At 43.8% G+C, this 12,898-nt stretch carries 14 protein-coding genes; 6 read left to right on the top strand and 8 right to left on the bottom strand.

Annotated features, from left to right (window positions below):
- Positions 1-19 precede the first annotated feature (19 nt).
- Positions 20-514, bottom strand: a complete 495-nt coding sequence (locus HG547_RS12385) for a putative 4-hydroxy-4-methyl-2-oxoglutarate aldolase (protein WP_037419152.1) — start codon at positions 512-514, stop codon at positions 20-22.
- Positions 515-732: 218 nt separating this feature from the next.
- Between HG547_RS12385 and HG547_RS12380 the strand changes: the two genes are divergently transcribed.
- A complete protein-coding gene (locus tag HG547_RS12380; protein WP_037419155.1) occupies positions 733-1,053 on the top strand; it encodes a hypothetical protein in 321 nt (106 codons plus the stop codon).
- Between the two features lie 166 nt (positions 1,054-1,219).
- Here HG547_RS12380 and HG547_RS12375 read toward each other — a convergent pair whose 3' ends face one another.
- Complete coding sequence (locus HG547_RS12375) at positions 1,220-2,998, bottom strand: DUF885 domain-containing protein (protein ID WP_169547994.1); 1,779 nt, start codon at positions 2,996-2,998, stop codon at positions 1,220-1,222.
- Positions 2,999-3,351: 353 nt separating this feature from the next.
- On the opposite strand from HG547_RS12375, the gene HG547_RS12370 reads away from it, so the two are divergent.
- Together HG547_RS12370 and HG547_RS12365 are read left to right on the top strand one after the other, a co-directional pair.
- A complete protein-coding gene (locus HG547_RS12370) occupies positions 3,352-4,767 on the top strand; it encodes a DEAD/DEAH box helicase (protein WP_169547993.1) in 1,416 nt (471 codons plus the stop codon).
- Positions 4,768-4,789: 22 nt separating this feature from the next.
- Complete coding sequence (locus tag HG547_RS12365) at positions 4,790-5,284, top strand: peptidylprolyl isomerase (protein ID WP_169547992.1); 495 nt, start codon at positions 4,790-4,792, stop codon at positions 5,282-5,284.
- 189 nt (positions 5,285-5,473) lie between these two features.
- Here the strand turns inward: HG547_RS12365 and HG547_RS12360 are convergent, their stop codons facing one another.
- From HG547_RS12360 to HG547_RS12350, 3 genes are all read right to left on the bottom strand, one after another.
- Positions 5,474-5,914 (bottom strand): YcgN family cysteine cluster protein, encoded by a 441-nt coding sequence (locus HG547_RS12360; RefSeq protein ID WP_037419163.1) that lies wholly within the window; start codon positions 5,912-5,914, stop codon positions 5,474-5,476.
- Between the two features lie 302 nt (positions 5,915-6,216).
- Positions 6,217-6,375 (bottom strand): hypothetical protein, encoded by a 159-nt coding sequence (locus HG547_RS12355; RefSeq protein WP_169547991.1) that lies wholly within the window; start codon positions 6,373-6,375, stop codon positions 6,217-6,219.
- 249 nt (positions 6,376-6,624) lie between these two features.
- Positions 6,625-6,903, bottom strand: coding sequence for a YcgL domain-containing protein (locus tag HG547_RS12350; RefSeq protein ID WP_037430455.1), 279 nt, complete (start codon positions 6,901-6,903; stop codon positions 6,625-6,627).
- A gap of 122 nt (positions 6,904-7,025) precedes the next feature.
- Between HG547_RS12350 and minC the strand changes: the two genes are divergently transcribed.
- From minC to minE, 3 genes are read left to right on the top strand one after another with little or no spacing between them, the layout of a single operon-like run.
- Positions 7,026-7,691: a septum site-determining protein MinC gene (minC, locus tag HG547_RS12345; protein WP_037419169.1), complete on the top strand. Its 666-nt coding sequence runs from the start codon at positions 7,026-7,028 to the stop codon at positions 7,689-7,691.
- 27 nt (positions 7,692-7,718) lie between these two features.
- Positions 7,719-8,528, top strand: coding sequence for a septum site-determining protein MinD (minD, locus tag HG547_RS12340; RefSeq protein ID WP_037419172.1), 810 nt, complete (start codon positions 7,719-7,721; stop codon positions 8,526-8,528).
- Between the two features lie 2 nt (positions 8,529-8,530).
- Complete coding sequence (gene minE / locus HG547_RS12335) at positions 8,531-8,788, top strand: cell division topological specificity factor MinE (RefSeq protein ID WP_007648439.1); 258 nt, start codon at positions 8,531-8,533, stop codon at positions 8,786-8,788.
- 179 nt (positions 8,789-8,967) lie between these two features.
- Here the strand turns inward: minE and rnd are convergent, their stop codons facing one another.
- The 3 genes from rnd to HG547_RS12320 all read right to left on the bottom strand — a co-directional run bounded on the left by rnd (position 8,968) and on the right by HG547_RS12320 (position 12,887).
- Positions 8,968-10,077, bottom strand: a complete 1,110-nt coding sequence (rnd, locus tag HG547_RS12330) for a ribonuclease D (protein ID WP_169548038.1) — start codon at positions 10,075-10,077, stop codon at positions 8,968-8,970.
- A 70-nt stretch (positions 10,078-10,147) separates the two neighbouring features.
- Positions 10,148-11,821 (bottom strand): long-chain-fatty-acid--CoA ligase FadD, encoded by a 1,674-nt coding sequence (gene fadD / locus HG547_RS12325; protein ID WP_037430423.1) that lies wholly within the window; start codon positions 11,819-11,821, stop codon positions 10,148-10,150.
- A gap of 199 nt (positions 11,822-12,020) precedes the next feature.
- Positions 12,021-12,887 (bottom strand): alpha/beta hydrolase, encoded by an 867-nt coding sequence (locus HG547_RS12320; protein WP_144346188.1) that lies wholly within the window; start codon positions 12,885-12,887, stop codon positions 12,021-12,023.
- Positions 12,888-12,898: the final 11 nt, after the last annotated feature.

Genomic DNA, 12,898 nt, shown 5'->3' with positions numbered 1-12,898 from the left:
ACATCTTGAATTTAAAAACTTAACTTAAAAATGCGAAATTTAAACACTCCTCACTGATGGCAATGCCATTCTCATCAACATAAACCATCATACCGGGTTTGACTGTAACACTGCCAAACTCGATAGGCACATTGACTTGTCCTTGATCTTTCTTATCAGTCTTGATGGGCATCGCGCCTAAGGCATAAACCCCTAAATTAAAAGTATTCAGTCTAGCAACATCCCGAACATAACCATTGATAATCACGCCTTGCCAACCATTATCCATGGCGCTTTGGGCGATTAAATCCCCCAGCAGTGCACGACGGGATGAGCCTCCACCATCAACAACAAGCACTTTCCCTTGACCTGGCTGTGCTAAAACTTCTTTCACTTTGGAGTTATCTTCAAAACATTTGACCGTCACAACTTCACCCCAAAACAACTTCTTACCACCATAAGCACGAAACGCTAGCGGCAACAAAGTGAGTTTGGATGGATAGTGATCAAACAAATCGGGTAATAGATCAAGCATTTCAATCTCCACTTGGCGAAAAGTTTAGACTACTCATTATTGTAGACGCCGACAAGTACTATGAGAAAACCAGCTTTTTATTGGTTTTAGCACTTTAATACTTGGTCAGCATTGGCATAAACATTATAATCTGCGATAGTAAAACGCTTGTGATACCCTCTTGGGTTAAGGCATTCATTCTTTCGCTTCTCAACGTCTCGTAATAAAGTGAACACCAAATGACAACTGATCTAGATTTGCAAAGCGCTATCGCTGCACTCGATGAATATGGATATGAGAAAAAAGTCTCAACGGATCTTGAGCAAGCCCGTAATAAACAACAAATGGGGAAATACATCAAATCCCTTGATTACAGTTTGCGTCGCTTATTAATATTGCAAGAAACTGTTAACGAACTAGTTGAAGAAAAGAAACACCAACTTGCACAGCAAGAAAATATTCAAACCTATAAGACTAAAATTATTAACCTTTCTCGAGAGTTTAACATTTCATACGAAGATGTATTAGCTATTATGGCTGAGTTACCCAACAAAAAATAATACCGAAAACAGCCTTCCAGAAAGAAAAAATTATAACAAGGCCATACAGAATCTGCTGTATGGCCTAAATTAATCGTTGTATCAATTCAGACGTTTTCATCCACGCAATGTATATCAAAACAGCCAGTGAAAAGGCGCCATTGATGGCACCCTTTCAATTATTGGCTTATTTTTCTAGCATTAACTGACGAATATATTTCACTGGCGCACTGCCATAGCTTAAAAACTTCTCATGGAATGCTTTGAGATCAAAATCCTTACCTTTGAGCTGCTTATATTCTTCGCGGAAATCGTAAATTTCACGGTAACCCGAGTAGTAACTGGTTAACTGTACTTGGCTTAGGGTGGCACGGCGCCACTTACCTTCCGCCTCAGCTCGCTGCTGGAAGGCTTCATCCATCATCAGGCTGATGGCTTGATCTTCAGTCATGCCTTTAACATGAATGCTGTAATCCAAGATAGTGTTACAGATAACACGTAGATTCCACTTGTAATACATCAACCACATTTCAGGCTCGAAATTGCCATAACCTTCTTCAAGCATCATGCGTTCGGTATAAACGGCCCAACCTTCGACCATTGCGCCATTACCAAATAAGCTTTTCACTAAGCTTGGTGACTCATTGGAATACACTAATTGAGTGTAATGCCCTGGAATCGCCTCATGGATATTTAAAATCTGTAATATCCAATGGTTATATTCGCGTAAATAGCTTTCAGCGGATTCATCATTCATACCATCGAGTGGCGTGACGTTATAATAGGTATTGCCTAATTTATCATAGGGGCCAGGGGCACTAATCGACGCTCCAGCATAACCACGCATATACTCCGGAGTTTCACGAACCACTAATGGTTTTTTAGGGTCTAAAGTCACTAATTTTTTTTGATTTACAAACTCAATCAACTCAGGAATTTGTTTACGGACTTCGCTAACAAAGTCGTCACGTTTGACGTGCTCAGTCGACAATTTATCAATTAATTGGCGGATGGCGATTTTATTATCACTTGGTTTTGGCGTTGTAAAATATTTAGGCCAAAGTTTATCGGTGATCTTGGCCATTTCACCTTGGACCCTATCTTTATCTGCCATGGCTTTTTGATAGAGCTGTTTAGCCGTCATGCCCGCTTGGATATCAAAGGCAAATTTTTGCTCGTATAATTCTTCACCGATCCTAAAGCTACGGGCGCCTTCTTTTTTCAGCAAGTCAACCTGTGCATTTAACCAACGAATATGTTCATTAATTGCTTTCGTTGCCGTATCGAAGCGGGATTTAAACAGCGATTTTTCCGCATCCGACAGACCGGAATCCGCCACTTGTTTTAATAAATCATCGGAGAATACCGAAAACGCACCTTGGTTTTGCATTACAGCAAGTTCCGTATGCTCTAGGGTTGGTTTCGAGATATTACTTCTTGCTGCGGCGTAATAAGCTGGGATATTTTCCATCCTGGCCAATACCGAGCGTAATCTGTCATCCAGCGGCGCAAAGTTTTCATTGATGATTTGTGCAAAACCGCCCGCCACGTTATAGCTAGAGGGATCCCATTGCCATGATTTAAAGTCGGTGATTTCCCACGCCATGCTATTTAACAGGTTATCAATCAAATGATAATCGATGGTTTCGTTAGAGCTCAGAGACCTAAGTTCAAACTGTTTCAGCTTTGCCTGCTGGTTTTTTACAAAGGCAAGTGTCTTAACACGGCTAGCTTCATTGGGGATTTCTAAATAGCCATCATTAACATGCTTGCCGCTATATAGCGCCCATGTTGGTGATAATTGCCACAAATCATCGATAAAAGCATTACTAAACTGCGCAAAAGTAACCGTGCTAACTTCACCACTAACCACTTTACTTGGCGAGGTTTGGTCTGATTGGGATTGGCAGCCTACAAGGCCGGTGAACGATAACAATATCGCAAGGGATAGGGTGGTTTTTCTCATTCTTTATTGTCCTTTTTATATTTATACCAACGCGTTGTTGTAATGCTTACCCTAAGCAAGCTGGTAAAACGAATGCTAGGCGTATTGAATTTGGCGATAAACGCCTGAAAGCGCGCTCGTCAGGCGTATTTAACATTACTTTAGTTAATCATATCAGCCGCCTAATTGCAGCAATGTTAATATCTAATACATGCCCAGTTACAAATTTGTAAGCCCATTTATTAACCCCTCGAACTAACCGCAAAGTTGAGATAATCCCCTATTTCAATAATGCTACTGCTATAATAGCGACCTGCTTCGCTGTTTGCGCCACGCTAACAGTTTGCCAATAAGTCATTTAGTTGAGATCCTCAATGCCATTCACCCAACTTGGATTACACAGCGCGCTTATCAAAGCCGTGACTGAACTGGGTTACCAAAGCCCAACGCCAATACAAGCTCAGGCCATTCCCAGCATTCTTGCGGGGAAAAATGTGCTAGCCGCAGCCCAAACCGGTACAGGTAAAACGGCTAGTTTTGTATTGCCGTTGCTACATCGATTTGCTGACGCACCCAAAATTCGGCCTAAACGGGTACGTACCATCATTCTTACCCCCACACGGGAACTGGCGCTGCAGGTTGAACAAAACATCAATCAATATGCCAAATACCTGCCATTAACGGCCATGGCCATGTACGGCGGTGTTGATGCTTCGCCGCAAAAAAAACGTCTGATTGAAGGGGTTGATCTGCTCGTTGCAACGCCTGGGCGTTTGCTGGATATGTATACTCAAAGAGCCATTCGCTTTGATGAAGTCTCAGTATTAGTGCTGGATGAAGCCGATCGTATGCTCGATATGGGCTTTATCGAAGATATCAATAGCATTATTGAAAAGCTGCCTGAGCAGCGGCAAAACCTGCTATTTTCGGCAACCTTATCAAAACAGGTCAAAGCACTGGCTAAAACCGCTATTCCGGATGCCATTGAGATTGAAATCAGTCGCAAAAATGCCGCTTCAACGCAAATTGAGCAGTGGTTAACGACCGTTGATAAAGATCGAAAATCTGCACTATTGAGCCATTTAATTAAAGAGAATAACTGGGCACAGGCATTAATTTTTATCCAAACCAAACACGGCGCCGCCAAATTGGTTAGCCAGTTAGAAAAGCGTGGCATTACCGCGGAGGCTTTTCACAGTGGTCGCAGCCAAGCGGTGCGCGAGCAACTGCTTATCGATTTTAAAGCGGGTAAAGTCTCCTTTTTAGTCGCGACCGGTGTTGCGTCACGCGGTATAGATATCGATGCGCTCGAGCGGGTGATTAACTACGATTTACCCGATGAGGTCGATGATTATATCCATCGCATTGGCCGCACCGGCCGCGCGGGCAATCAAGGTGAAGCCATATCCTTTGTCTCTAAAGATGATTTTAGAAACCTGTGCGCTATAGAGCGCCGTTTAGGCCATATTATCGAGCGCAAGCACATCGAGGGGTTTGAGCCTAAAAAAGCGGTGCCTATTTCAATTCTCGATTTTGTGCCTAAATCGGCTTCTACATCAGCGCATAAACCCAATAAAAAAGCTCAAGCCTTGCCCTATTCCAATGGAAAACCCGGCACCTTTGAAGCAACTCAGGCGAAAAAGCACCGTAGTGCTAAATCCAAGCCGCAACCTAAGCAAGCGACAAGGTTAACACAGCCCGATGTGAGCGAAAGCACCGAGAAACAACAAACACAAGGTGAAACATCTCCATCATTTAATCCTTGGCTTAGTGGATCTCACACCAAATAACTCACTAACAGAAGCGCAGCATATGATTATTTTCACGACAAATTTTGGCGATATAACCCTCGAACTTGATGTAGAGCGCGCCCCCGTTACCGCCAAAAACTTTATTCGTTACTGTAAAGAAGGTTTTTATGAGCACACGATTTTCCATCGTGTGATCAAAGGCTTTATGATCCAAGGCGGTGGCTTTACCGCCAAAATGAAAGAAAAGCCCACCCACGAACCAATTGTCAACGAAGCCAACAAAGGCCTATCGAATGTATTTGGTACTATCGCCATGGCCCGTACCGATGCGCCACACTCGGCAACCGCGCAGTTTTTTATCAATACTGCCAATAATGAGTTTCTAGACCATACGGCACCCACCAATAACGGCTGGGGTTATGCGGTATTTGGTAAAGTCACAGCGGGACTCGAGGTTGTGCTGCAAATTGAAGGCGTAAAAACCACGCGAGTAGCGGGCCATGAAGACGTGCCCCGTGAACCCATCATTATCGAAAAAGTGACGATTATTGAATGACTTTATCTAATCGGTAAAATTGTTTTGCGTGACTGAGCAATGGTCCAGCAATAACGCCACCATTCCTTGATAAATAACGCTTTGGTTTTAAACTCGAGATAGAAAAAAGGAGCAATCAACCGAAATGGTTAGTTGCTCCTTTTTGTTCATTACTATCTGATATTACAGACAAAAGCTGCTTGAATGGTATTAATCCAGATCTTTAAGCGGCCACAGCACGATATGGTCTTCAATATCCTTAATCCTGCGCTCATCTACCACTTTGCCTTGAATCGACATGCCTGCAAGGTGCATGGCTTCCTTCGACCCCGTAAGTAATGGATGCCAGCTTGGTAAGTCTCTGCCAGATGCCAAACGGCGATAGGCGCAGCTATCGGGTAGCCAGGTGAGTTCATGGACATTTTGCGCAGTAATCACAGTACATTGGGGAACATGGCTAAAACGGTCACTATAATGTTTGCAGCTGGCACTTTGGTGATCGAGTAATAGACAAGCCGCATTGGTGTAATACAGCTCTTCAGTTTCATCATCAATCAATTTGTTTAAACAACACTTACCACAACCATCACAGAGGGACTCCCACTCCTGCGACGTCAGCTCGGTTAACGCTTTATTCTGCCAAAATGCCATGTTTACGCTTATCTTCATATAAAAAATCCGCTCAATGCGGGCCATTTTACACCAATTTACAGGGGATGCTTAATTCTCTCCGATACATTCACCACAAAGATGCCTAAATAATCGCACTCATCTAAATAATTCACCGCTTGCCAGCGCATTAAGGCACGGTAATTGTTATAGACGAAAGACCTTGATGACTCAGCGCCATAAGACATGTGAGACGAAGGCATGAATATTTTGATGATTGGGCAAATCACTATTATCGAGATGCCTTACCCCAATGGTTGCCACTTACTAGGGCGTGTTGACATTTAAGGGTTATTTTTGCAGCAATTTGGCTGGCGTTTATGCAAGGCAAAGTCCGTGCTATGTAGTTGTTCTACATCAACGGACGATAACGCAGCAGAAACGTCAGTCAAATGCTGCCCGAAGGGTTCGTCAGGCAAACCCTTGCTCTTACTTTCTGTCATAAGAGCTGCTCGTCATTTGAGTAGAATAACTACACATCATTCCTCGTTTTGCGAGCACGAGCTTGCCAGAACAAACAAAATCTAATCTCGAAACGTCAACACGCCCTAATGTCTGCGGCTGCTTAAATTTAAGAGGAGAGCATTAAAGAAGGAGACTTGCCCTTACGAATTAAGGGCAAGAGGAGCTTTGTATATGCTGCAACAGATTTAAAGACTGTCTTTGGCATTTACCCTGTGCACAGTTACAGACTAGTCTTGAATCCCAAGGCTTTCTCTGTGCTCGGCCAATAAATTAACCTGCGGTGGCGGAATTTGTAAATAAAATCCCTTTTCCTTGAGTGCTGCTCTGACCTTATGAATATCGGCGATACCGAGTGATTCACGCTTAGCAATCGGGAATACCATCACTAACTGAGGCACACCAAACATATCTAACAACGCCTGAGGAACGTCGTCGAAACAGTCCCTTTTGTTTACAAATAAGTAAGTGTCAGCCTTTCGACTACTTTTATAAACCGCACATAGCATAAGAGTATAAATATCCAATAGTTCAAACTTGCCAGTCAATGGGGCACACTATAACATGGTCGCCTAGTAATTTAATTGCAAATCAGCGAACCGACTGATGATTTCTGGAGAATAGTGCCGGGATGTCAAAACCTAGCTTAGAGTTAAAAGGCGCTTCTTTTACTCTTTCAGTGCTTCATATTAATAACAGCGATTTAAATGCTGTCATGGCTGAATTAGATAGCAAATTGGCACAAGCTCCCCAATTTTTTCTTGGTGCCCCTTTAGTCGTCAATCTCAGCGCCATTCAAGATAACGATTTTAATTTACAGGGCTTAAAAGAGTTATTACTTTCCCGCCAGTTAGTTATCGTAGGAATTACTGGTGCAACTAACGTCCTGAGCAACCAAGCTAAAACACTCGGACTTGCCATAGTCAAAGCGGGTAAACAAAGCGTCGCCCCCCCACCAGCACCGCGTCAAACTAAGATTTTGAAGCAAAATATCCGCTCAGGTCAGCAGGTCTATGCAAAAAATGGCGATTTAATCATATTTGGTGCGGTAGGTAATGGCGCAGAAGTCATCGCCGATGGTAGCATTCATATTTATGGTGCGTTACGAGGAAAGGCCATGGCGGGCGCAGCTGGCGACAGCAGCGCGGTAATCATTGCTCATTCCCTCGAGGCAGAATTAGTTTCAATAGCAGGGCAATATTGGCTCGCTGAAAATCTACAACAACATAGCTCAGATAAAGGCGGCTGCATTCGCTTAAATGGCGAGTCGCTTATCGTTGAATCATTGCCCCTCTAAATGGCACAAAAAAGGATAGAGAGAAACATGGCACAAATTATTGTTGTCACTTCAGGTAAAGGTGGTGTTGGTAAAACCACATCCAGTGCGGCGATTGCAACTGGACTTGCACTACAAGGGCATAAAACTGTTGTTATCGATTTCGATATAGGCTTGCGTAACTTGGATCTGATCATGGGCTGCGAGCGCCGCGTCGTCTATGACTTTGTCAATGTCATCAACGGTGAAGCGAATTTAAATCAGGCACTTATCAAAGATAAACGCTGTGAAAAACTGTTTGTACTGCCAGCCTCGCAAACTCGTGATAAAGACGCCCTAACAAAAGAAGGCGTGGGCCGTGTGCTTGACGATTTAGCCAAAGAATTTGAATTTATTATCTGTGATTCCCCTGCAGGTATTGAGCAAGGCGCGATGATGGCATTGTATTTTGCCGATATCGCCATTGTGACGACCAACCCTGAAGTAAGCTCGGTTCGCGACTCTGACCGTATTCTAGGAATGCTGCAAAGTAAGTCACGCCGCGCAGAACTCAGTTTAGAGCCGATAAAAGAGTACTTACTGTTGACTCGTTATTCTCCAAGTCGGGTAAAATCGGGCGAAATGTTAAGTGTTGACGATGTAAAAGAAATCCTTGCCATTGATTTGCTTGGCGTTATCCCTGAATCACAATCCGTACTCAAGGCATCAAACTCCGGAGTACCTGTGATTATCGATCAAGAAAGTGATGCAGGCGCCGCTTATAGTGACACTGTCGCGCGTTTATTGGGTGAAGATGTCCCAGTACGCTTTATTACGGAAGAGAAAAAAGGTTTCTTACAACGGATATTTGGTAGCTAATTATGTCTTTACTCGACTATTTCAAAAGCAAGAAAAAGCCTAGCACCGCGGTAATGGCAAAAGAGCGACTACAAATTATTGTGGCCCATCAGCGTGGACAACGCGATACACCTGACTATTTCCCGCAGATGAAGCAAGAAATCATCGCCGTGATCCGCAAGTATGTGCAGATTTCGGATGATCAAGTTTCAGTGCAATTAGATCAGAATGACGATAACTTGTCGGTACTCGAACTTAACGTGACGTTGCCAGACAGATAAGTCGAGCGTTGGCGTCATCCTCAAATGGGGATGACGCTTTCTGCTGCGCCTTTCTCCTACCCCCATGCTTTAGCTGGGGTAAAATCAAGGCCTAACATCTTAAATGCAAATTTAGGCATCAAATCTTAGATCAAAACCGAAATGTTAAAAGCAAAATATTGGCGCCTAATCTGTAAAACTTAAACTTCAAGCTTTGCCAATGACTCGGCCGCAATGTCTCCGCGCCAACCGCTTAATACTGTCGGTAATTCCCCTTGTTGTTTATCCCAACGCCATTGTAAATACTCATGAATATGACGTTTGGAGCCCAGCATTTCCATCGGAATAGCATGCTGTTCGCACAGTTCGGTTAAACAGGTTTTAATGGTCTTAAAGGCGGATTTATAACCCGGTTTAAGCGCTAAAACATCAACTAGCTCCGGCGGATTGTTTAAGTCAGCAGTCTGCATTACCCGTAAAATATCTTTACCGTGGATGCGTTTTTCCTGCTCAGTTAAATCGTTCAATTTAAACAAATCACTTATGCTTTTAGGCTGTTTTTTCGCTAGCGCAATCAAGCCATGATCTTTAATCACAAAGCCTAAGGCTAAATCCCGTGCCAAAGCTTTTTCTAAACGCCATTTAGCCAGCACTTTAAGGTAAGCCAATTGAGGCTCGGTTAATTGAAATGCGTTTTTTACTTTAAGGTATGCAGTCTCGACATCGGGAGGAGCTAAACGCCCTTCAGTCATCCGCTCACCTTCTTCATAAAGCCAATCTAAACGGCCTTGCGCTTTAAGCTTGTCGGCGAGTTGCGGATAAAGTTGATAAAGATACAACACATCATTGGCGGCGTAGCTAAGTTGCGCCTCGGTTAAGGGACGACGTATCCAGTCGGTGCGTGACTCGCCCTTATCAATCACTTCACCTAAGCAGGTTTCGACTAACTTGGCATAACCTAAGCCATGGCCCATACCGCATAATGAAGCCGCAATTTGGCTATCAAATAAGGGCGTAGGTTGGCGCTGGCCATAATGGGCGAAGACTTCTAAATCCTCACTGCAGGAATGTACTAGCTTGATAATGTTTGGATTATCTAACAAAGCCCAAAATGCACCGAGATTGGGTAAAGCCACAGGGTCAATCAAAGCTAAGGTGTTACCATCATAAGCTTGGATCAGGCCAAGCTTAGCGTAATACGTACGTGTGCGCACAAACTCGGTATCTAATACCAGTACTGCGCTCTGTTGATATTGAGCGACGAGGGCATTGAGGCTCGCTTCGTCGCTCACATAGTGAAACACTGACAAATTCTTCTCCAGTTCCTGTGGGATAATCACATCCATAAAAACAAAAGCCGGCTTATTGCCGGCTTCAATCTTACGCGCGCTTGACTTCGTCTCTCAGTTCTCGTCGCAAGATCTTACCCACATTGGTTTTAGGTAACTCGTCCCTAAATTCTACCAGCTTCGGCACTTTATATCCCGTTAAATGCACTCGGCAATGCTTAATGATGTCTTCAGCGGTTAAAGATTTATCTTTCGCCACCACAAACACCTTCACTAACTCGCCACTCGCATCATTAGGAACCCCTACTGCCGCGACTTCTATCACCTTAGGATGTAAAGCAACAACCTCTTCCACTTCATTGGGGAAGACGTTAAAGCCAGAAACTAAAATCATGTCTTTCTTACGATCAACAATATAGAAGAAACCCTGTTCATCCATATAACCGATATCGCCCGTGGCGAGCCAGCCGTCTTTATCAATCACTTTGGCTGTCTCTTCTGGACGCTGCCAATAGCCTTTCATGATCTGTGGGCCTTTACCAAATAGCTCACCCGTCTCGCCTTGGGGCAACACATTACCCGCATCATCACGCACTTGAATGAGTGTAGATGGCGCAGGGAAACCGATAGAACCGTTATAACCGTCTAAGTTATAGGGACAGCACGTTAACAGGGGCGAGGCTTCAGTTAACCCATAACCTTCAAGTAAACGGGTTTTAGTGATGCTCTGCCATTTATCGGCCACGGCTTTTTGCACGGCCATACCGCCACCAATGGATAATTTGAGGCGAGAAAAATCCAGCTCAGCAAAATCACTACTATTCACTAAGGCATTAAACAGGGTGTTAACACCTGTCAGGGCGGTAAAAGGATATTTCTTGAGTTCAGCCACAAACCCTGGAATATCCCGAGGGTTAGTGATTAACAGATTCTGACTGCCCTTATGTAAAAACAGTAAGCAATTCACTGTTAATGCAAAAATATGGTAAAGCGGTAATGCAGTTACAACAAATTCAGTACCATCCCGCAGCGCTGGAGAATAAGCACCGTTAGCCTGCAACACGTTTGCCACCACATTACTGTGGGTTAACATGGCGCCCTTTGAAACCCCAGTCGTACCACCAGTATATTGCAAAAAGGCAAGGTCACCCCCAGTGATTACGGGTTTGACATACTGCATTCTACGACCTCTTGACAAGGTTTCGCGCATCGAAAGGGCATGGGGTAGATCGTATTTCGGCACCAGTTTTTTAATATATTTAACAACAAAGTTAACTAAGGTGCGTTTTGGCGCACTTAGTTGATCACCTAAACTAGTGATAATGACACTTTTCACGGGCGTTTGATCGACCACTTCTTCTAAGGTGCGGGCGAAGTTAGACACCACAACAATGGCTTTGGCGCCCGAGTCAATCAACTGATGTTTGAGCTCTCGCGGGGTATAAAGTGGGTTAACGTTAACCACCACCATACCAGCACGTAATACCCCAAATAACGCAATAGGATATTGCAACAGATTGGGCATCATCAGTGCGACACGATCGCCCTTTTGTAGCTTCAATTCATTTTGTAAATAAGCAGCAAAAGCACGGCTACTTTCTTCAAGTTTACGGTAAGTTAGCGTGGCCCCCATGTTGATAAATGCAGGTTGATCCGCATACTTAGCCACCGCGGTCTCGAACATATCGATAAGCGATGAATACTGATCCACATTAATCTCAGCAGGCACATCTTTTGGTAAATGTTTAATCCAAGGCTGATCCACTACTTTCTCCTAAATCCCCACAACTGCGGATACGGTACCCTTACTACCGCCAATACTCGACAAATACCGAGTTAAAATACCGACTTACATTTTATTGTTATTGATTTACCCGGATAAATCATACGGGCGTTTTAATTTTGATCATCATCACATAAAAGAAACAAAAAACCTAGTGTCTTTTTTATGTTAGTAAAAGCCATTATTCGACAAAACGTTGGATTAACTGACTAACCGCTTGCGCATTATCCATATGCACATGATGGTCCCCCTCAAGCATATGTTCAGACAAATTGCTGAACCATTTCCTTGCTTTAGGTAGCGCCGTATGTAATTGGCTAAAACCTTGTTTGCCGCAGATGAGTAAGGTAACCACCGAAATATTTTGCATTAAAGCATCAACCTGCTCAAAGGTCAGTCGCATTGGCGAGTCGAGCCTTAATCTTGGATCACTTCGCCAAACAACTCCATCAGAAGTCGCTTGCATATTGCGGTCAAGTAATAGTCGACACCACGGTTCGGCCAATCCGGTTAAATGCACTCTAGCCTTAACTGCCGTTTCCAGACTATCGTAGACTCTCATCCGTTTGTGTTTTTGCGCTAAAAATTTCTCATGTTGGTAAAAGCTTTTCCTCAGCCGCGATTTGGCTTGGGTTGCTGACTCATATAAGGGACTTAAGGCCTCAATTAAAATCAGCTTATTAACCTTTTCTGGAAATGCTGCCGTATACGCAGAGGCGATAATCCCCCCTAATGAATGCCCAATAATAGCCAGTGGCTTTTGTGGCAAAATCGCCAGTAACGCATCGAGATCGTATAAATAGTCAATCCAGTGTAATGGGTAATGTCCCGGCCGATGCGCCGAAAAACCATGACCGGGCCAATCTATGGCAAGAATTTGGTAATCTGACAAATACTCAGCGAGAGGCTCAAAGCTGTTGGCATTGTCTAACCAGCCATGTAACGCGAGCAATAATGGCTTATCTTTCGCTCCCCATAATCGACCACTCAGCTTGATATGGGGTAACACAAACTCGACTTGATTTTTGGGGGCGAAAGATTGCCACATATTGCCTCTAA

It is taken from the genome of Shewanella sp. DNRA4 (assembly GCF_012843185.1).
In the GTDB taxonomy this organism is placed as follows: Bacteria; Pseudomonadota; Gammaproteobacteria; order Enterobacterales; family Shewanellaceae; genus Shewanella; species Shewanella xiamenensis.
This window is presented reverse-complemented; position numbering and strand designations above follow the sequence as displayed.